Source organism: Candidatus Villigracilis vicinus, assembly GCF_016702885.1.
Lineage (GTDB): Bacteria > Chloroflexota > Anaerolineae > Anaerolineales > Villigracilaceae > Villigracilis > Villigracilis vicinus.
The window spans coordinates 131,107-151,611 of sequence record NZ_JADJDD010000002.1 but is presented as its reverse complement, the minus strand read 5'-3'; the positions used below and the strand labels follow the sequence as shown (position 1 = coordinate 151,611).

At 50.6% G+C, this 20,505-nt stretch carries 20 protein-coding genes; 16 read left to right on the top strand and 4 right to left on the bottom strand.

Features of this window, described 5'->3' with window-relative positions:
• The first annotated feature begins 35 nt into the window (after positions 1-35).
• Together IPG80_RS03320 and IPG80_RS03315 are read left to right on the top strand one after the other, a co-directional pair.
• Positions 36-758 carry a DUF4386 domain-containing protein gene (locus IPG80_RS03320; protein ID WP_345102709.1) on the top strand — a complete coding sequence of 241 codons (723 nt, stop codon included), beginning with the start codon at positions 36-38 and terminating at the stop codon, positions 756-758.
• 38 nt (positions 759-796) lie between these two features.
• The gene (locus IPG80_RS03315) at positions 797-1,627 is read left to right on the top strand and encodes a type II CAAX endopeptidase family protein (protein ID WP_345102707.1); all 831 of its coding nucleotides are present in this window, start codon (positions 797-799) and stop codon (positions 1,625-1,627) included.
• A 13-nt stretch (positions 1,628-1,640) separates the two neighbouring features.
• Here IPG80_RS03315 and IPG80_RS03310 read toward each other — a convergent pair whose 3' ends face one another.
• The gene (locus IPG80_RS03310; RefSeq protein WP_345102705.1) at positions 1,641-3,164 is read right to left on the bottom strand and encodes a YifB family Mg chelatase-like AAA ATPase; all 1,524 of its coding nucleotides are present in this window, start codon (positions 3,162-3,164) and stop codon (positions 1,641-1,643) included.
• Positions 3,165-3,260: 96 nt separating this feature from the next.
• Entirely contained in the window at positions 3,261-3,740 is a 480-nt protein-coding gene (locus IPG80_RS03305) for a DUF3597 domain-containing protein (RefSeq protein ID WP_345102703.1), read from the bottom strand.
• 262 nt (positions 3,741-4,002) lie between these two features.
• Between IPG80_RS03305 and IPG80_RS03300 the strand changes: the two genes are divergently transcribed.
• The 8 genes from IPG80_RS03300 (at position 4,003) to IPG80_RS03265 (ending at position 12,037) form a co-directional block, all read left to right on the top strand.
• Positions 4,003-4,815: a hypothetical protein gene (locus IPG80_RS03300; protein WP_345102701.1), complete on the top strand. Its 813-nt coding sequence runs from the start codon at positions 4,003-4,005 to the stop codon at positions 4,813-4,815.
• 178 nt (positions 4,816-4,993) lie between these two features.
• On the top strand, positions 4,994-5,686 hold the full coding sequence (locus IPG80_RS03295; RefSeq protein WP_345102699.1) for a TetR/AcrR family transcriptional regulator: 693 nt from the start codon (positions 4,994-4,996) through the stop codon (positions 5,684-5,686).
• A gap of 40 nt (positions 5,687-5,726) precedes the next feature.
• The gene (locus tag IPG80_RS03290; protein ID WP_345102697.1) at positions 5,727-6,953 is read left to right on the top strand and encodes an FtsX-like permease family protein; all 1,227 of its coding nucleotides are present in this window, start codon (positions 5,727-5,729) and stop codon (positions 6,951-6,953) included.
• A gap of 8 nt (positions 6,954-6,961) precedes the next feature.
• Positions 6,962-8,182, top strand: a complete 1,221-nt coding sequence (locus tag IPG80_RS03285; RefSeq protein ID WP_345102695.1) for an ABC transporter permease — start codon at positions 6,962-6,964, stop codon at positions 8,180-8,182.
• Between the two features lie 30 nt (positions 8,183-8,212).
• Complete coding sequence (locus IPG80_RS03280; protein WP_345102693.1) at positions 8,213-8,896, top strand: ABC transporter ATP-binding protein; 684 nt, start codon at positions 8,213-8,215, stop codon at positions 8,894-8,896.
• An 88-nt stretch (positions 8,897-8,984) separates the two neighbouring features.
• Positions 8,985-9,818 (top strand): efflux RND transporter periplasmic adaptor subunit, encoded by an 834-nt coding sequence (locus IPG80_RS03275; protein ID WP_345102691.1) that lies wholly within the window; start codon positions 8,985-8,987, stop codon positions 9,816-9,818.
• 7 nt (positions 9,819-9,825) lie between these two features.
• Positions 9,826-10,650: an efflux RND transporter periplasmic adaptor subunit gene (locus IPG80_RS03270; protein ID WP_345102689.1), complete on the top strand. Its 825-nt coding sequence runs from the start codon at positions 9,826-9,828 to the stop codon at positions 10,648-10,650.
• A 367-nt stretch (positions 10,651-11,017) separates the two neighbouring features.
• Entirely contained in the window at positions 11,018-12,037 is a 1,020-nt protein-coding gene (locus tag IPG80_RS03265; protein WP_345102687.1) for a D-alanine--D-alanine ligase, read from the top strand.
• 35 nt (positions 12,038-12,072) lie between these two features.
• On the opposite strand, the gene galK is transcribed toward IPG80_RS03265, so the two are convergent.
• Positions 12,073-13,215 carry a galactokinase gene (gene galK / locus IPG80_RS03260; RefSeq protein WP_345102685.1) on the bottom strand — a complete coding sequence of 381 codons (1,143 nt, stop codon included), beginning with the start codon at positions 13,213-13,215 and terminating at the stop codon, positions 12,073-12,075.
• Between the two features lie 26 nt (positions 13,216-13,241).
• Here galK and IPG80_RS03255 point away from each other — a divergent pair, with 26 nt between their 5' ends.
• Both IPG80_RS03255 and IPG80_RS03250 read left to right on the top strand, forming a co-directional pair.
• A complete protein-coding gene (locus IPG80_RS03255) occupies positions 13,242-14,801 on the top strand; it encodes a hypothetical protein (protein ID WP_345102683.1) in 1,560 nt (519 codons plus the stop codon).
• A gap of 21 nt (positions 14,802-14,822) precedes the next feature.
• Positions 14,823-15,761: a hypothetical protein gene (locus IPG80_RS03250; RefSeq protein WP_345102681.1), complete on the top strand. Its 939-nt coding sequence runs from the start codon at positions 14,823-14,825 to the stop codon at positions 15,759-15,761.
• A gap of 49 nt (positions 15,762-15,810) precedes the next feature.
• Here IPG80_RS03250 and IPG80_RS03245 read toward each other — a convergent pair whose 3' ends face one another.
• Positions 15,811-16,707 (bottom strand): class I SAM-dependent methyltransferase, encoded by an 897-nt coding sequence (locus IPG80_RS03245; protein ID WP_345102679.1) that lies wholly within the window; start codon positions 16,705-16,707, stop codon positions 15,811-15,813.
• A 146-nt stretch (positions 16,708-16,853) separates the two neighbouring features.
• Between IPG80_RS03245 and mraZ the strand changes: the two genes are divergently transcribed.
• The 4 genes from mraZ to IPG80_RS03225 are packed head-to-tail and all read left to right on the top strand — an operon-like array spanning position 16,854 to position 20,504.
• On the top strand, positions 16,854-17,309 hold the full coding sequence (gene mraZ, locus IPG80_RS03240) for a division/cell wall cluster transcriptional repressor MraZ (protein ID WP_345102677.1): 456 nt from the start codon (positions 16,854-16,856) through the stop codon (positions 17,307-17,309).
• A gap of 8 nt (positions 17,310-17,317) precedes the next feature.
• Positions 17,318-18,235 carry a 16S rRNA (cytosine(1402)-N(4))-methyltransferase RsmH gene (rsmH, locus tag IPG80_RS03235; RefSeq protein WP_345102674.1) on the top strand — a complete coding sequence of 306 codons (918 nt, stop codon included), beginning with the start codon at positions 17,318-17,320 and terminating at the stop codon, positions 18,233-18,235.
• 41 nt (positions 18,236-18,276) lie between these two features.
• Positions 18,277-18,759, top strand: a complete 483-nt coding sequence (locus IPG80_RS03230) for a hypothetical protein (RefSeq protein WP_345102672.1) — start codon at positions 18,277-18,279, stop codon at positions 18,757-18,759.
• On the top strand, positions 18,756-20,504 hold the full coding sequence (locus IPG80_RS03225) for a penicillin-binding protein 2 (RefSeq protein WP_345102669.1): 1,749 nt from the start codon (positions 18,756-18,758) through the stop codon (positions 20,502-20,504). The genes IPG80_RS03230 and IPG80_RS03225 overlap by 4 nt, the downstream gene beginning before the upstream one ends.
• The last annotated feature ends 1 nt before the right edge of the window (position 20,505 follow it).

Here is a 20,505-nt window from a genome sequence, read left to right as displayed (position 1 = left end):
AACATAATTAATACCGTTTACGAAAAGAGAAAACCATGACCGCAACTATAAAAACTAATTCCATCCAAATGACCGCCAGAATTGCCGCAATCCTCACTCTGCTAATTGTTGTGCTGGCGCCGTTCAGCATGCTATATATCCCCACGACACTAGTTGTGCCAGACGATGCGGCAGCGACAGCTAATAACATCATGGCATCTCAAGGACTGTTCCGCGCTGGAATGGTCAGCGACTCAATTGTCTTTTTGATCGAGATCGTGTTGACTGTGCTTCTCTATGTTTTGGTCAAACCCGTCAACAAAACTCTTTCTCTGGCTGCGGCGTTTTCTCGCCTCGCGATGACGGTTATTCAAGGAATCAATCTACTTAATAATTTTATTGTCTTGCTGCTTCTAAGCGGTGCAGGCTACCTGACCGCGTTCGCGCCAGATCAACTGCAGGCGTTTGCTCTGCTGTTTCTCAATGCGCATGAAACTGTGACGCTGATTTGGGGATTGTTCTTTGGATTGCATCTTCTGGTCTTTGGCTACTTGGTTTACAAATCAGGCTACCTCCCTAAGTTTTTGGGCATCATCTTGCTTGTTGTGGCTTTATGCTACTTTATTCAAGATTTTGGAACCATGCTTCTGCCCCAGTACCAAGCGCTCTTCACCTCGATTGGTTCCCTCGCGTTTCTTGAGATCGTATTTCCCTTATGGCTTCTGATTAAAGGTGTCAACGCCGAGCAATGGGAAAAGCGCGTTACAGAATCTACATAACGTATAAAAATCAGCCACCCGAGAAATAGAGACGCCTTATGTCGATCAACCCATTTCTGAATTCTGAACGTCAGCTACGCAACGGCTGGTGGATCCTTATCTTCTTTCTTGTACTGGCTGCAACCCTTTTTCCAGCCTTATTAGCGGCGCGGCAAAACTCTATGGACGTCTCCATTGGGCTGCAAGCTGTTATCGTAATGCTCGCCTCGTGGATTTGTCAGTTGCTACGCCGAAGACCGCTAGCTGAACTGCTAGGGGAATTCAACCTGCGTTGGCTCAAGGAACTTGGACTGGGTGGCTTGATTGGCTCCGCGCTTATGCTTGTCCCCGCGCTCATCCTGTGGGTTTTTGGTTGGGTTCATTGGCAATGGAATCCTAGTGGCTTCTTAACCTTTCCATCCACCTTGTTACTCTTTGCAGAAGTTGCGCTGGCAGAAGAATTGTTATTTCGGGGATTTATTTTTCAACGACTTATCGCTGGGCTTGGTCAATTGCCAGCCCAACTACTCATGGCAGGTTATTTCCTGCTTACGCATTTGAATAACCCAGGCATGACAGGCGATGTAAAATTTTTTGCGAGTATTAATATTTTTATTGCATCACTCGTATTTGGCTTGTCATTCATCCGCACCAAAAGTCTTGCCATGCCGCTTGGCTTGCACTTTATGGCGAATTTGATGCAAGGTGGCATCCTCGGTTTTGGCGTGAGTGGCACGGATCAATCAGGTTTATTCAAACCCGTCTTTAGCGAAGTTCCAGACTGGCTGACGGGCGGTCAATTTGGGCTGGAAGCCAGTGTTCCCGGATTGGCTTGTGTTGTTGTGATATTTATACTGTTTCAGAGATGGGATGTATCAAAGACACATTGATCAGGGAACAATTTTACCCCATCATGATCTTGGGGCGATACTGCAACGCCTCCGCTAAATGAGTGGACTGGATCTCTTCACTCCCTGCCAAATCTGCGATGGTGCGGGATAACTTGAGGATGCGGTGATAGGCTCTTGCCGACAAATTGAGTTGACTCATCGCCGCTCGCATCAGGCTTTGACCTTCGGGTTGGAGTTGGCAAAATTGTCTGACTTCCCCAATGCGCATGTCGGCATTGCAAACGATATCAGTGGAGTTGGCGAAGCGTTGATTTTGAATGTCTCTTGCAGTTTGCACACGCTTGCGGATGGTTTCGCTGGTTTCGCCGAGTTTATTTGCGCTGAGTTTTTCGTAGTCCACACGCGGCACTTCGATGTGAATGTCAATGCGGTCGAGCAATGGACCGGAGATGCGTTTTTGATATTTGGTAACAACAGCAGGTGCACAAGTGCAGGCTTTTTGAGAATCGCCCCAGTAGCCACAGGGGCAGGGATTCATAGCTGCAATGAGTTGGAAATTTGCTGAAAAAGTAAGCGAGCCTTTGGCGCGGCTGATAGTGACGACTTTATCTTCCATCGGTTGGCGCATCACTTCGAGGACTCTCGTTCCGAATTCGGGGAATTCATCTAGGAATAAAACACCGCGATGGGCCAGAGAGATTTCGCCGGGCTTGGGAATGTTCCCACCACCGACTAGACCGGCATGGGAGATGGTGTGATGCGGCGAACGAAACGGACGATGTTTGATAAGCGGAGTCCCTGCGGGGAGTTGATCTGCCACCGAATAGATGCGCGTCACATCCAACGATTCTTCGATGGACATTTCAGGCAAGATGCCGGGCATGGCACGTGCTAATAATGTTTTTCCCGCACCTGGCGAGCCAACGAGTAAACAGTTGTGTCCGCCAGCTGCGGCAACTTCGAGGGCGCGTTTGACGTGTTCCTGTCCTTTAATTTCAGCGAAGTCTGTAGGAGTAAAGAGCGGCTCGAGCGAGTCGCTTGAAGGTTGATATGGTTGAATGAGATGCCGACCCGCTAAATGGTCGTAGAGATGTGCAAGCGATTTGACCGGGTACACCTCAAGGTCAGGGATCAAAGCTGCTTCGCCCGCATCCGCTTCAGGGACGAACATCCGCTTGAATCCATTGGCGCGGGCGGCGGCTGCCATGGGGAGCACGCCCCGTGTGTGGCGGACAATGCCATCGAGTGAGAGCTCACCAATGAACATGGCGCCTTCGATGCTTTCTTGCGGAAGAAATCCAGCGAGGATGACGACGCCCAAGGCAATGGGCAAGTCGTAAGCTGGTCCTTCTTTGCGGATGGCGGCGGGGGAGAGGTTGACCACGATGCGGTGGCGCGGAAAATTTAACCCGGCATTTTTTACCGCGGTTTGTACACGTTCGCGGCTTTCTTGAACTGCCGCATCAGGTAAGCCGACGATGATGACTGCTGGAAGACCGTTGGTGTAATCCACTTCCACTTCAACGATCACGCCTTCGAGTCCCACCACGGCGCAAGAATATACTCGTGAGAGCATGGATGTATTTTATCATTAAGGCTTGATAGGTTTTGAAAACGCTATTAAGAAAAACAGCGCGGACATTTGTCCGCGCTGTTGGCTTTCAACGTGCTTTTAGTCGAGCAGATCCTTGGGGATGTTGCCGCCATTGGCAGCGATCTGGCGCAGAACTTCTTTGTGAAGCCAGACGTTCATGCGGGCAGAGTCGCTCATTTGGTCGGCGGGGCAGTTGAGTTCTTTGGCAAGCTCTTCGCGGGCTTCACGGCTGCTGTCGAGTTCGAGCAGTTTGAGCAGATCCACGATGGAGACCTTCCAGTTGAGTTCCTTGCCTTTGGCGCGTTCTTCAAGCTGCGCCACCACGTCCACGACAGTGAGTGCGGCAGGGGCGGGGGCAGATACGTCGGCGTCATCGCGCTTGATGCCGGAAGATTTTACGCCAGCGCTGGCTGCAGCTTTGGGAGCCGGAGCGGCGGGCTTTGCAGCCGGAGCAGCAGGTTTGGTATCGGCAGCAGCGGCGGCTGGTGCGGCAGGCTTTTCTTCCTCTGCCTTCTTTTTGAGACCGAGCTTTTCGAGAATATTACTGAAGAGACCCATGATAAAAAAATCCTTTTCTTGGTTGATTTACAGATGCTTTGCATCTGTTTTTAAAATTATAACCGGATACGTTTCATAATTTATTAACGGAACGTAATAATCTCTGGCGACTATTTCTTTATCGCATATGGATATTGATGCATATGGATTTTTATTAACCAATAGAGGTTGTACTTGACGCGGATTTAAGAGACGCTTTTTAATCCGTTTGACAGTACAGATGGTTGATTTGAGTTTTGAGATATTGAAATATAATCCGCGCATGGAAAATAAAAATCATCCCCTGTGGACGCGTGACTCATCTATTTTATTGGGTGGGTTTTTCGTCACCATTATCCTTATCGTTTATATCTGGTGGCCTCTGGCGGAAGAAGTTCTAGCTCTCATCGACTGGAACGGTGCCTGGTGGCTTTATATGGATTGGTTGTTGCTTGGCATTTTTATTTTTATGTCGATTACCATTGTGGCGCGCGCGAACATCAAGACGGATGTTCTGATCGTTTTCGTTGGGATCTGCGGCGGTCTGGCGATCGAATCGTGGGGCACACAAACCAATCTGTGGCATTATTACACGGCAGAACGCCCGCCGTTGTGGATCATCCCTGCCTGGCCTATTGCGAGTCTTTCCATTGACCGGATTACCCGATTTATGAATTGGGCGATCCAAAAAATGGAAACTCAGACTCAACAGCCTGTTCATCGCTCGATCTTCCCTGCTCTTTATTGGATCACCTTCGCTTCTTTCATGACCCTGATGCTGGTCTTTGTTTCCCCGACCTTCGACAAATCCTATACCATTCTGGCTACCATATTATGCGTCATGCTCATCCTTACACCCACCGATCATCGCATGGCGTTGTTGACCTTTCTCGCCGGAATCGGTTTGGGATACTTCCTCGAATTGTGGGGCACGACCCGTCAGTGTTGGACGTATTACACCTTCGAGACTCCGCCGCTATTTGCAGTGTTGGCACATGGGATGGCGGCGGTCGCATTTTGGCGGGCGGGATTGTTGGTGAGTCTGATGTTGGAAAAACTGGGTTGGAAGACACCAATAATAGTTCGTGGCGAGTAGTGACGGATCCGCAGAGCAACGCTCTGCGGATTTTTATTTTCATGCTGGAAAAAGTATGCATAGGTGTATCAGCTTTGGGCGGTGAAGAGGCGAGGTGTTCATCCCAAAAAGCACTTGACTCTGTAATTTGTCAGGCATATAATAAATAAACCGACCGTCGGTTTATAAAAGAGGTACTATGCCTAGAGTTGTAAAAGAAGAGAACTTCGCTGCCAAGCGCAAAGAGATTTTGGATGTGGTTCGTAAACTGGTTTACACCAAAGGGTACGAAGCCATGTCCATTCAGGATATTCTCGATTCGATGAAAATATCCAAGGGGGCTTTTTATCACTATTTCGATTCGAAGCAATCCCTGTTGGATGGGCTGGTGGAGAAGATGTTGGAAGAATCGGATCAGGTGATGTCTCCGATCTTGGAAGCGGCAGACCTGTCGGCGCTTGAAAAAATGAAGCAGTATTTCGATACCGGCAGCCGTTGGAAAATAGATCAAAAACCTTTCATACTTAACCTCATGCGCATCTGGTATGACGATTCAAATTCTCTAATTCGTCATAAACAAGAAGCGGCTTTTATGAAGCATTTTTCCCCGAAACTTGCGAAGATCATTCATCAGGGAATTGACGAAGGGGTGTTTTCAACACGTTACCCTGAGCAGTTCGCAGATACGATGTTGGGTCTTTCCCGCGGGTTGGAAGGCAATATTGTTGGACTGCTGCTGGCGGATCACCCGCCGCCTGATGCGTTGGAGAAACTTGAATTGGTGGTAGGTTCCTACTACGAGAGTTTGGAACGTATTCTCGGCGCGCCCGCCGGTTCTCTTTGGACAGGAACAATGGATATCTTGAGAGAATGGATATCTCCTTCTTCTTAGGTGGATGTCTTTTTAGTTTGTTTGTGGAAAGGAATTTCAAATGAATTTATATCTGCGCCTTGCATGGCGTAACATCTGGCGGCACAAACGCCGTACGGCGATCATCGTCCTTGCCATGTCGATGAGCCTATCGTTGATGATGTTTTACGACGGGTTGATGAATGGCTTTACCGATGCGATCTATGGCAATGCGGTCAAGGTCTTGGGCGGAAATATTCAGGTCCACGCGGAAGGGTATCGGGCGGAAGTAGGTTCCACTCCGCTGCTGCCGTTGACCGATGCCCAGGCAGTGGTCAGCGCCGCCGAAGCGGATCCAACCGTCCTCGCCGCGACGCAGCGCATCAATACCGGCGGTTTGGTTACAAATCGTGAAGGTGCCTTTGCGGTGGTTATTACGGGTATTGAACCAGAGAAGGAAGTACAGGTTAATCTCATCGGTCAATATGTCACGGCGGGACGTAACCTTGTGAGTGACGATGTTGACAACATTCTGATCGGCAAAGGACTCGCCGATGCCATGGATGTTACGGTGGGTGACCGCATCACCATGGTTGGGCGCTCTCAAAATAAAGAGATGCGTCAACGTACCATGACCATTGTCGGCATCTACGACCTTGGCATGGCAGACATTGAAAAGCAGACGGTGTACATCTCATTGACCGAAGCACAAACTCTTTATGATCTGACCGCTCCTACTGAAGTGGCGATCTTCCTCCAGCATTTAGGGCAGGAGGATGAAGTCATCAAGAGTTTGCAAGCCAGCCTGCCGGGATATGAAATCGAATCATTCCAGGCTAATTACCCCGACCTTGCGAATGCAATCGACTCCAAAGGCGGCGTGATGAATGTCTTTAGCGTCATCATCATCGCCATAGCAGGTGTGGGCATTCTCAACCTGTTGCTGATGGCTGTCTACGAACGGACTCGTGAGATCGGCGTGCTGGGAGCGATGGGGCTCAAAGCCAATCAGATCGCGCTCTTGTTCATCCTCGAAGGCACCATGATCGGTCTAGTAGGGGTTGCAGCGGGCATTGTCCTGGGTTTGGCGCTCAATGGATATTTGATGAAGGTGGGCATGGACTTTGGTTCCATGACACAAGCCGCCAGTTATATGGCGCTTATCAAAGACAAGGTCTACCCCACTTGGGGCGTTGAAAAGTTGCTCATGCGGGCATCCATGGTCGCGATCATTTCCGCGCTGGCATCGGTCATCCCTGCCATCGAGGCAGGACGGCGCGAACCGGCTGAAGCTCTGCATTTTGTATAAGGTGCATCATGATACAGATTATTAAAATGGCTTTTCGTGATCTGGGTCGCAATCGCCGCAGGAATTTCTTCTCTGCTTTGGCTGTCGCGATCGGGCTTGCGTTGTTGATGTTAATGTCATCCGTTATTCAGGGCGAAATGGGCAGTGCTATTGAGTCTGCCATTAACCTGCAAAGCGGACATATCCAAATTCGAGCCGCATCTTACGATGAGAATAAATCGAGTCTTAAGTGGGAGGACCTCGTGGCGAACCCGGATGAGATCGCTGGTCAGATCAGCGCATTGGAGCAGGTCAAAGCTGCCACCCCGCGTTTGTTTGCAAGCGGCTTCCTCTCCACGGGCGATGAATCAGCTGGGGTGCAGATCTATGGCGTCGACCCGCAATCCGCAGCAAATGACCCGTATCGCAACGGGATCATCAGCGGAGAATTTCTCAATGCTGATGACCGCGAAGGCTTATTGATCGGAAAACCAGCTGCAGAAAAATTGCACCTGCAAGTGGGCGACAAGGTTAGCCTCTCGGTCAACACTGCTGATGGAAATGTGCAGGAACAAACCTTTACCATCCGCGGAATTTACACTACTGATACCTATGGCTTTGATAATGGCACGGTGTTTCTGCCATTATCAAAGGCTCAGGCGATTACGCAAACAGAAGGTCATGCCAGCACGATCTTCGTGCTTCTAAACGATACTGCCGATACCGATCAGGTTGTGGCTGCGCTGAAATCCTCATCGAGTTTGGAAGTTCTAACCTGGCGCGACCTGAACAAACTCTTTGTGGAGTTTGAGACCATGTCACAAAGCTACATCTCGTTCTTCTATCTCATCATCCTTGCCATCACGGCTTCGGTCATTGTCAACACGCTTATTATGTCCGTCTACGAACGGACGCGCGAGATCGGCATCCTCTCTGCGATTGGCATGCGCGGCGGGCGCATCTTGGGGTTGTTCCTAGCGGAGTCGTTCATGCTGGCTATTGGCGGTATCGTGATGGGACTGGCATTGGGTGTGTTTGCGGTCTATCTCTTTAATATCAATGGCTTTTTCGTGGGCAATATGGGGTTGAGCGGCATGTTGATCTCAGATACCATCCGTGCTCAATTGACAGTGGAGAACACAGTCAATGTCACCGTCATGACCTTTATCGCCACCATCCTCTCTGGTTTATATCCGGCGGTGATGGCATCTCGATTAGAGCCAGTTCAGGCATTGCGTGCAGAAAAATAGATGCGGAGAAAGTCCGCGAGGAGAAATATCATGGAAGTTGTAAAGATCGAAAACGTAACTCGTACTTATCAAATTGGGAAATTGGAAACCCATGCATTGCGCGGGGTCAGCCTTTCAATTAATAGCGGAGAATTCACAGCTTTGGTGGGTCCTTCTGGTTCTGGCAAGACCACGCTCTTGCAAATGATCGGCTGCCTCGACCAGCCCACCAGCGGGCGCGTCACTGTGGATGGCAAGGAAGTTACATCCCTCAATCGCAATCAACGTGCCGACATGCGCAAAGGTCATATTGGGTTTATCTTCCAATTCTTTGCATTGATTCCCACGCTCACCGCTTATGAAAATGTGGAAATGCCCCTACTGTTGAATGGACATTCCCCTAATGAGCGCCGTGACCGTGTGATGGAATTGCTTAAAGCCGTGGACCTGACCGATCGTGCCAATAACCGCCCCGACCAACTCTCTGGCGGGCAACAGCAACGCATCGCCATCGCCCGCGCCTTGGCGCCCAAACCTGCACTTATCCTTGCCGATGAGCCGACCGCCAATCTCGATACTGAGAACGGCAAGCAGGTGATGGAGATCATGAAGAAACTTAATCAAGAAACAGGGGAGACCTTTGTCTTCGCAACGCACGATCCGCGTGTTATTAGCTATGCCTCTCGTGTGGTTACTCTGGAAGATGGTGTCATTGTCAAAGATTCCAAGGGATAAACGCGTTCTAGACAAAACCTTTGCAAAAACTGTGCAATATGCTATACTTTATCAACATCAAGGATTTCACAGTTTGGAGAAATAAAGAATGAAGAAAGTTTTTTTTATACTTGTTAGTGTTTTGGCGATCTCACTGTCAGCTTGTGGGCAAGCTGGTGAAACAGAAGCAGTTCCCACCGTTGTATTGGATGCGGGCGCTTCCTCCCAGCCTGTCAATAACCAACCTTCAAGCAACAGCTCTGTTTCTGCCTCGGCGATCGTGGTGCCAGTTCAGGCTGCGAATTTATCCTTTACCAGCATTGGGCGTGTGACAGAAGTCAACGTGCAGGTAGGGGATAAGGTTAAGGCGGGGGATGTACTCGTGCAGCTGGATACTGCTGTTTTGGAAGCGAAGGTTCGCGAGGCGGAAGCGAATCTAAAATATGCGGAGATCCAGCTCGATTATTTGGTCCGCAATGCGGGCTGCCGTTTTAATTGCGCACCTTCACAGCAGCATATTGAAGTTGCGGAGAACGACGTTGCCAAAGCCCAGGCTTTGGTCGATTCAGCCAAGGCGGTTCTCGCCGCCCAATCGAATCTGACCGCGCCGTTTGCTGGTACCGTCATATCAGTCGACATTTCGCCGTACGAAACGGTTGCTCCGGGGCAGATCGTCATGGTTCTTGGCGACTTGTCTAACTATCGTATCGAAACCACCGACTTAAGCGAACGGGATGTGCCCCGTGTACAAGTGGGTCAGCCTACTACCGTATTCATCGAAGCTCTCGGCTCGGAATTCACAGGCAAAGTTACAGATGTGGCTCGTATCTCTTCCGAGATCGGCGGGGATATCGTCTATAAGGTGACCATCGAACTGGATGAACAACCAGCAGGCTTACTCTGGGGTATGAGCGCGGATGTTGATATCAGCGTTGGCGAGTGAGGCTGTCATGAAGCGAACGTTAATTTTTTTGATCGGCTTGGTACTGGTCAGTGCATGTGCAAGCCCAACGCCCGAGCCTTCCACTCCCACCGCCGTTCCTTCGGAGGAAGTTAGTTTTTCTTCGCCGGATGTGGTTATTGCTTCAGCGGAGGTTGAGCCAGCAAAAGTATCGCAATTGGGCTTCACCATCTCTGCGCTTGTAAAGGATATCCCAGTTAAGCAGGGAGATGTGGTTAAGGCAGGTGACATTTTGATGACCTTGAGCACTCCCGACCTTGAATATGCCGTTGTGTCTGCAGAAGCGGATTTCAATGCGCGCAGCCAGGCCGCTGCGTTGCAAAAAGCTGAAAAAGTTCTTTACGTTGACCCCAATACAGGCAAACGTAGCTGGTATGACCTTCCGCATGAAGTGTTCGAAAAGGCGCAAGCTGTAGCAGACCAGGCGAAAGCCAGATGGGACTCTGCTTCAGCAACTCTGATGCAAGCCACTCTAACCGCCCCTTTTGATGGAACTGTGGTGGATGTCAATGTCATTCCAGGTGAGTTGGTGCAGGTCAATCAAGTCGTGCTGACCCTTGCAGATCTGGACTCTCTTCAGATTACTACCACCGACTTGAACGAACGTGATATCGCCCGTGTGAAGCTTGGGCAAAGTGCGGATGTATATGTCGAAGCTTTGGATGTAACGGTCACTGGTAAAGTGATCCGCATTTCTCCCATCTCTGAGATTGTAGGTGGAGATGTGGTCTACCCGGTCACCATTGAATTGGATGAATATCCTGATGGTTTCTTGTGGGGCATGAGCGCGGAAGTTGAAATTTCCACGAAGTGATCTTTGTAGGGATTGAATATAAAAACGTCTTCGATGTGATCATCGAAGACGTTTTTATATTTATTAAATGCCTTGCTGTGCATGCGTTTTGAATGGTCTTTTCTTAAAAACGTTAAATATCTTAAAAACCTTAATGACTTATCGCTGATGAATATGAAAAATACATGTGAGATACATAAAAAATTTTAAGATAAATACATCATCAAAAACCTTTACATAAATGAATTGTTGTATACAATAATCATACAATAATGATTTGAATCATTATTGTATGATTATTTTTTGATGATGACGATGATCGCGATTGCGATCAATAAAAACAATTTGAAAATAAAAATCGTAAAGGAAGAAAAACAAAGGAAATATCATGTATATCTGCGTACTAACAAGCACACCTGATGATGACGATATCCCGTATGATCCTTCTCCATACATGAAGGGATATCGCTGGAAACAGCATCACGTGGAACCAACTGAAGTTGAGAAACAGATCAAACAATTGATGAATGAAGGTGTGGATGCTTTCGTCAATTTGTGCGATGGCACGCCCGATGATGCTTTATCAGGGATTGCGCTGGTCAAGGCGCTCGAGAAATACAATGCAGCCTTTACAGGTGCTGATTCGAAATTTTTTGACCCTACTCGTGACGAAATGAAGAACGCTGCCCGGCGCGTCTCGGTTCCAACACCAAGTTGGGCATTTGCCAACCGTGCCGAAGATGCTGAGAAGATCGCCAAGCGGCTTAAGTTTCCCATGCTTGTCAAACCGCCTCATGGCTATGCCAGCGTAGGCATTCGCCGTAATTCACGGGTTTCTTCTGTGGACGAACTTCGTGAACAATTGAAGGTCGCTATTGCTGAATTCGGGCGAGCATTGATCGAAGAGTTCATTGAAGGGCGCGAATTTACCTGTTTGATCGCAGAAAACACAGCCAACCCCAATAAACCGTTCACCTTTACCCCTGTGGAATTCATCTTCCCGGATGGTGAATCTTTCAAGCACTACGATATGAAATGGGTTGATTACGAAAAGATGTCTGTAGCGGTGGTAACCGACCCGCGCATTGAAAAGATCCTGCGTGAACAGACCATGCGCGTTTTCAAGGAGTTGGGCGGCAACGGATATGCCCGCTGTGACTATCGCATGGATGCGGATGGCACCATCCACATGCTTGAGATCAACCCCAACTGTGGTATTTTCTACCCCCCGCATGAACCGGGTTCTGCAGATTTCTCACTGCTCAATGATCCGACGACAGATCACACCAAGTTCATGAAGTTGATCATCCGTAATGCGCAGCACCGCCAAACTCGCGTCGCCGCGGAACGCATTATCAAACGCCAGCAACGCAAGCGTGTGCCGGTTGAACAAATGGCTTACACCTAATAAAAAAATGGACACCGCAAAGGTGTCCATTTTTTTTATCCCTGAATAATGCTGGCGCCTTCACTGGCTTTGCAGACATAGATACTCGCCTCCAGCCCGGATCTCTTTCTGTAGGATGTGGACACAGACTGAACGAATTCTCCGGCTTTTTCTTCTGCCACTAATGCGACAGCACAGCCGCCAAAGCCTGCCCCCGTCATACGTGCGCCATAACAAGTGGATTCTGCCCGGGCGCATTCGACCACGATATTCAGTGCATCGTTTGTAACTTCGAAATCATCGCGCAGGCTATCGTGGCTCGCGTTGAATAACTCTCCCAGGCGTTTTAAATTGCCGGTCTTCATTACATGGATTGCTTCGAGCACACGTTCATTTTCAGTGACAATATGCCGGGCGCGCCTGAATGCGATCTCACTGAGCCCGCTGCCTGCCTTCCATTTTTTCAGGTCTGGTACGCTTACATCTCGTAATGCTTTTACGCCGAACCAACGCGCCGCCTCCTCGCATTGATTTCTTCTCTCGTTGTATGCTGAATCCACAAGTCCACGCCGGGTGGAGGTGTCAAGGATGACGACAGCCACTCCCTTTGGCAGGGGCGCATGTTGGATCTCTAAGGAGCGACAGTCCAAAAAGAGGGCGAACCCTTCTTTACAGGCAGCGCTTGCCATTTGATCCATAATGCCGCAGTTAACACCCACCCATTCATTCTCCGCTTTTTGTGCGATGCGAGCCATGACCGGGGCGTTCCATTCAAAGCCGGAAACGACAGAGAATGCCCGGGCAATTGCCAATTCCACTGCGGCGGAAGAGGAGAGCCCGGCGCCGCGCGGGACATCGCCCGTCATGACGGCATCGAAGCCTTTCAGCTTATACCCAGCCTTGATTAACTCATTGGCAATACCTTTTGGGTATTCGATCCAGTCGCCGTCTCGGACGAGTGAAGCTAACTCGAAGGCTGACTCAGCTTCAAGGTCCAAAGAGAAGATGCGGACCATTCCATCCTGACGGGCACGAAGCGCGATCCATACGCCGCGGTCGATCGCCACAGGCAGGACGAAACCATCGTTGTAATCGGTGTGTTCGCCGATCAAGTTAACTCGCCCGGGTGCGCGGACGATCGCTTCTGGTTTGGCGTTAAAATGGGAGTGAAATTGTTGGGTAAGTGTTATCGGGTCCATATCCGCGTTTATACCATAGAGGCACCGTGGACGAGATCGAACTATTGAGAAAGTACGAACCAGTCTTGCGTTTCGCAAAGAGCGAGCGCTTTTTCCCCATGGCGGTGGAGCCGTATCTGGAAAAATGCACTCTCTTTCCCAGCGGACCCGCCGGTGCGGCGGAAATGCTTAGGTACTTAAATGAGCCGCTGGGGGAGAAGCTTGGCAAGCTGGAAAGTCATGAATATTTTTTGCGCTTTGTGAATAACCCGCTGAATGATTTTGACGCCTGGCTCTGGTTGGGAGGCGGTTCTGTGTTTGGGCTTATTGCCGGGTGGTTTGCGTGGGGGTGGGCTGGGGTTGATGTTGCTGTTAGTGTGGTTCTTGTGGCTGCGTTGATATTGTTTATGCTGGCTTCCCCGATCCGTTTGCGAATCATTCCTGCCATGTTGGCTGTGTCGGTTTTTCTAGTTTTGGGTATTGCTCCGGTGTGGTTGTTCTTCAGACCGATCCCAGGTATTAGTATTGCTGTTGAATATTTTGTCCTATTGCCGATCTATCTCTTGTTGCTGTTTTACTGGCTGGTTCGCACGTTGAAGTTCATCATTGAGAGGATCCTGCCGGAGGGTCTGGGGTTGGCAATGGATATGCTTTCACAGTCCACAGAAAAGATCGCACAGCAGGCGGGAATTTTGTATGCGGAGATATTACGTGAACACCGCCAGCCCGTTTATTATGGGCGCGTCTTGCAAGAAGAGGTGGATGCGGCGGGGGATCAATGGACTTTCCTGCAATATCATTATTTTTATGCTTTCAATGACTGGCGGCTGGCGGCGAATGGCTTTAACCATCACGAAGGCGATTGGGAGATGGTTGCCGTTTATCTCAAGAACGAAATGCCATATGCCGTTCTGCTTTCACAGCATGGTGCAGGCAACCTGGAAAAGTGGGAGGATGCCATCAAGGCGCTGGATACGGACGGAAACGTGACCACACATCCCGTCATTTATGCGGCATTGGGGTCACATGCCAATTACAGCAGACCGGATGTGATCCGCTCGCCTGCGATGTATAACCCCGGGCGACTGCAACGCTTCCTCTTCTGGTTCGACGGCTGGATCCACTACTTGTTCCTTTTATTTAATCCCAGCCAAAAGGCGCGTGACATCGCATTGGAAGAGATCCGTATGCGCCCGCAGCATATGTTCGAAGAGCACGCTTTCGATGAGATGCGTGATGAGCAGGATCATTTCATTGTGCGCCTGCCAATGGAGATTGCAACGGGGGATGGGCTGCGGGTTGGTTTTCAAGGCAGGAACTCGAAGGAGCCGCTGTTGAAGTCGTCCAGCTATTTAAAACGGGTCATGTCTGACCGTAGGGTGTCGCTTCCGCCAATACGCGAGTGGCATTGTATACTCTTGAATTCCGAACCGGGATGGGTACAATATAAAGGGTTGTGGGGTGTAAAAAGCATGTTGAGCGAGGAATCGGGTCCGCCTGGACCAAAATGGGATAAACCCAAACGAAAAAAAACCGGCGTAAGCGAGCGCGTTCGCTGGGGCAAGCCTCTCGCCTGGCTTGCAAAACTTGAAAAGAACAAACATTAATGCACATCAAAGGAGAAGGTTATGTCGATCTCACAAGCGCTTGAAGTAGTTATAGGATTGATCTTCGTTTACTATGTTCTGGGTTCGATCGTTTCTTTGATCACCCAATGGATCAATGAGGCGTTCGAGACGCGCGGAAAGTCACTGGAGCGCCATTTGAAGAAGATCGTCGGCGACAGGCATGTGGATGAGTTCGTCAAGCTGCCTCAGTTGCAGGCGCTTCGTCCGATCCGTTATAAGGATGCTTTCAGCTTTATTACTTCGAATACCGAGGCGAAGAAGCTGGAAAAGATCCCAGCCGCTGTTCTGGTAGATTCCTATTTCGATTTTGTCGGCATGACCGCCTCAAAAGAATTTGAAGCGGATGAGCTGAAGGCGCTCATCGGCGCCTTCCCGGAATCTGAAGGCAAACAGGCAATGCTTAAGTGGGTGAGCCAGGGCGTGACCAATATCGAGGACCTGCGCAAGCGCACCACGGTTTATTTTGGAGGCGTGATGGAACAGGCAAGCGCAACTTTTCGCGCCAATGCCCGCAGTTTTGTGATCATACTTTCCATTCTCTTTACCCTTTTGCTTGGTACAGACAGCATTCAGCTTGCACAGACTCTATGGAATAATGCCGGTGTCCGCGCCCTTGCCGTTGCACAGGCAGAATTGGTGGTTCGTCAGGACGATGCCGAAGCCAGAATGGATGATCTGATTCAGCAATTATTGGATTTGAATATTGTACGTATTGGATGGTGGCAGACCGAGTTGCCGCCTGCAGGCTCCACAGCTGGGCAATGGATTTGGTTTTCGGTCTTGAAGGTATTGGGACTTGGGTTGACCGCAGCTGCGATCTCTCAGGGTTCTTCTTTCTGGTATGACCTGTTGAAGAAGATCACAACACCATCTTCAAGCAGCAGCAGTTCAAGTAGCGGGGGCGGAAGTAGCAGCAGTAGTTCGAGTGCCAGTGGATAATAAATGAGATAAAAAAACTCCGAGATTTGAAAGCCTCGGAGTTTTTTTATTATTGAGAAGACCAGCGTGCGTAGACTGCCTGTGAAAGCAAACGGTTCGCGCTTTTTTCCCGCGTTACCAACTCTCCGCTATCGAGCGTGCCTTTGTATTTTTTCATCATCTCGTCTACCGCTTGGGCGACGTGAATGGCGGAGGCACGCACAGCATAAACGGTGACGATGACGAAAAGCGGGTTATCGCTCAGACATTGACGGATATCATCCAACAGGCTTGGCAGAGACTTATACACTTCCCAGATCTCGCCTTTAGGTCCGCGACCGAATTTGGGCGGGTCGAGGATCACGCCGTCGTATTTGACCCCGCGTTTGGCTTCGCGCTGGACGTATTTCAGCGCATCTTCCACGATCCAGCGGATGGGTTTATCACTCAAGCCGGAAAGTTCCTGATTCTCGCGTGCCCAACTCACGGACTTTTTCGAAGCGTCCACATGTGTGACGGAGGCTCCCGCGGCGGCGGCGGCAAGGGATGCAAGCCCGGTGTAGCCGAAGAGATTTAAAACATTCGGCTTGGTGCCCGCTTTCTGGATAGAGTCAGCCATAAAGTCCCAGTGAGATGCGACTTCTGGGAAGACTCCGAGGTGGCGACCCGGAGTCGTCATCACGTTAAATCGTAAGTTGCTTTGAGTGGGGAGGGGGTAAGTCATCTCCCATTGCTCGTCCACTCGCTTCTTTAAATCCCAATGCCCGCCGCTTTCTTCCCCGCTGGGGACGAAGACCCCGTGGGCGTTGTTCCATTCGGATTGGGGCAAGGCGCGGCTCCACATTGCCTGGGATTCAGGGCGCGCGAACGTATATTTACCGAAACGTTCGAGCTTTAGTCCGTCTCCGGAGTCGAGTAGTTCGTAATCTTGCCAGCGGCTGGCTTCAAGGAAGGTGAAAGTAGGCATTAGCTCTCATGAAAATGCAAGGTGGAATATCTTCGCTCCACTTGATTTTTACCCTCGAAAGGGTATAATGTGGTATGAAGTGGTAGAAAGTGGTAAGAGCGCCGGGACCTCCGGCGTTCACGCTATTAAAAGGATAGGTAGCACAAATGTTCTTAGGTCAATTCCAGCACAACCTCGATGATAAGGGTCGCCTGATGATTCCGGCGCGCTTCCGTGAGTTGCTGGAAGGCGGTGCCTTCATCACACAGGGTTTTGATAAATGCCTCATGGTGATGACCGAGGCATATTTCAAACAAGTGTATGAGCGCATTGAAGCCATGAACCTGGCTGACCCAACCGCTCGTCTTCTGCGCCGTTTGATTTTGTCCAATGCATATCCCATTGAAGTGGATAAGGTGGGGCGCATCCTCGTTCCGCAGAACCTGCGCACATTCCTCGGCGTGCCGAGCGGTGAACTGGTCGTGGCGGGGCAGGGCGAGTACTTTGAAGTGTGGACGCCGGCAACTTGGGCTGAGCAGATGGCTCTGCTTCAAGATGTGGAAGCCAACAACGCTCGCTTCTCTACACTCGATCTTTCCAAAACGAATTCCGCGTCGTCGTAACGGTTGTTATGACTGCGCATAAACCTGTACTTTACCAAGAGATTATACACGCTCTGCAACCCCGCTCTGGCGGGCGATATGTGGATGGTACGGTAGGCGCGGGCGGACACGCTCGCGGCATCCTGGAGGCTTGCGCGCCGGATGGGCAACTGTTGGGTCTCGATGTAGACCCGCAGGCGCTGGCGATTGCTCGTGAGACCTTGGCTCCTTACGAGGGGCGCTTTCATCTCGCGCAAGCCTCCCATATCACTCTCAGTGAGCAGCTTGCTTCATTGAATTGGGACGGCATCGACGGCATCGTTCTTGACCTGGGCGCCTCGTCCATGCAGTTTGATAACGCCGAACGCGGCTTCTCGTTCATGCAGGATGGTCCGCTCGACATGCGCTTTGGCATCAACGCCACCATGAGCGCGGATGAGATCATCAACACGTTTGATGAACGCGAACTAGCCGACATCATCTTCAAGTACGGCGAAGATCGCGACTCGCGCAAGATCGCCCGCGCGATTGTGCAAGCCAGACCGCTTCATACGACGGGTGAGTTGGTCGCTGTTATTTCGAAAGCTTCTCCACGCCGCGGCGACAAGACCCACCCCGCCACGCAGACCTTTCAAGCCCTGCGTATCGCCGTCAACGATGAATTAGCTGCAGTGGAGAAAACGCTTCCGCAAGCCGTGGCAAGCCTGAACACCGGAGGTCGATGCGCAGTGATCTCCTTCCACTCGTTGGAAGATCGCATCGTCAAAGAATATTTTCGAGAGCAGAGTAAAGATCTCATCAATCCGCCTTACGAACGAATTTATGAAGTGGAACGTAAGGCTGTTGTGAACTTAGTCAATAAGAAGCCAATTCTGCCGACCGAGGAAGAGACGAAAGACAATCCTCGGGCGCGCAGTGCCAAACTTAGAGTTGTTGAGAAGCTGTAGGGGCGAGGACTCCTCGCCCAAGTAGTTGAGAGAGAAGAATTGTGAACATACCGAACGTCAACCTCCCCAATGTTACCCACGTGATCCATGCCTATCGGGTCGCTCCTTGGCGCGTACAGCGTCAGTGGATCGGCAACGCATTGCTGGTGGTTGTGGTCTTTGCCATGGTTGCCGCTCTTTATTTAAACGTTACTTCGCGCACTGCCATAGCCGGACGCGAAATTCAAGACTTGAACGAAGCTATTTCTGCCAGCCAGCAGGTGAGCAGCGACTTGCAGACTCAGCTTGCCGGTTTGACCTCTGCATCTTCAATGGAAGAACGTGCGCGTGAGATGGGGTACCGCCCGGTTGAAACGGATGAGCTGGAATATCTCGTTGTGCCGGGGTATGTTTCTCACGATGCGGTTGACCTTTCCTCTTCTGCCTTACCTCAGTTGAACGCTCTGACCATTCCCCCCGAATATAACCAGTCTCTTTTGGATTGGATGGATGAACGCCTTGTTTCGGCAAGGAGATACCAATGAGACAACAATACGGACGCCGCAGTCAGGTCTTAGCCGGGGCGTTATTGTTATTTGCGTTTGCCATCGTCGTGCAAATGACGCGTATTCAGAACAGCCCCGAAGCCGACATCTTCCGCCAGCAGTCTGAAGATTATGCTTATGAATGGCGCACCTTCTATCCCAACCGCGGCGAGATCTATGATCGCAATGGGCGTTTGCTTGCGGGGGAAAAGATCGTTTATGAGATCGGTGTAGATCTAACCATTATGACCGACCCACATGCCATCGCATTTGCCGTGGCAGATACGCTTGGGCTTGACTACAACAACATCATGCAGGTCATTCAAACTCCGCCGGATGGGCTTTCCTACATTGTTCTCGCCGATTACGTTGATTCAGCTGATGCAGTTTATTTGCAGGAATTAAAGAAAGCCTTGAATGATCAGGCGCCTGAAGGGTCGATGGGCGGGCTTTCCGGGCTTCAATTCAAATCACATCCTCAGCGCAGTTATCCTGAAGATGCGCTGGCTTCCAACATCCTTGGCTTCGTCAACCGTGAAGGCAAGGGCTATTTTGGCGTGGAAGAAAAATATGACAGCCTGCTGGCTGGCAACCCTGTCACTGTGTTGGTTCCCACTGACCCGAACAAAGCCTTTGAAATTCCACATGCGCCCAATGGTACGACCCTGATCCTCTCCATCAACCGTGACTTGCAAGCCGCTACCGAAGAGATCCTGGATACCGCGTTGGGAACCTATGGCGCGCGTGATGGTGTGATCGCTGTTATGGATCCCCAGAGCGGCGAGATGCTTGCCATTGCCGTTTCGCGCCGCATGGACTTGAATCAATTCTGGAATTATGGTGCCGTGTACGACAACGCCACCGACTTCAACCCGGTCATCTCCAAGACCTACGAACCCGGCTCCGTGACAAAGATACTTACCATGGCTGCCGCGCTGGATAGCGGCACCGTCACACCGAATACGACCTACCTTGATACCGGCTCGATCTTGATCGGCGGCGTTACCGTGCAAAACTGGGATCAAAATCCCTGGGGTGTGCAGAACATGACCGGCTGTCTTCAGCACTCGCTCAACGTCTGTATGGTGAACCTCTCTACTCAAATGGGGGCAGGCACTTTCTATAATTACATGAATGCATTCGGAATGGGACACCTGACCGGCGTAGATCTGGCTTGGGAAGCGCCCGGCAGACTCAAGGTCCCCGGTGACCCGGATTGGTATCCTGTTGACCTCGGTACGAATGCCTTCGGTCAGGGTGTGGCAGTCACTCCCATTCAAATGATGGCGGCGGTCTCTGCGGTTGCCAATGACGGACGAATGGTCATCCCGCATGTGTTGTATGCGATGGTGCGCGATGGACGCCAGTATGAAGTCCCTGAACAGTTTGGCGCCTCGCCTATTTCGGAGCAGACTTCCAATACCCTTTCTGAAATGCTTGCCATTTCACTTGAAGAAGAATCGTCACTGGCGTTGGTGCCGGGGTATCGTGTGGCGGGCAAGACCGGTACCGCGCAGATTCCCGTCAATGGATATTATGACAGCACACAAACCAACACCTCCTTCATCGGTTGGGGACCGGTGGATGATCCAAAATTCATGATCTATGTCTGGCTTGAGCGCCCCACTGAATCACCGTGGGGGTCTGAAACCGCCGCACCAGTTTTCTCAGAGGTCGCCCAGCGAACTGTCGTATTATTAGACATTCCGCCTGATTCGGTCCGTCAACAGCTTGCCAACAAATAAC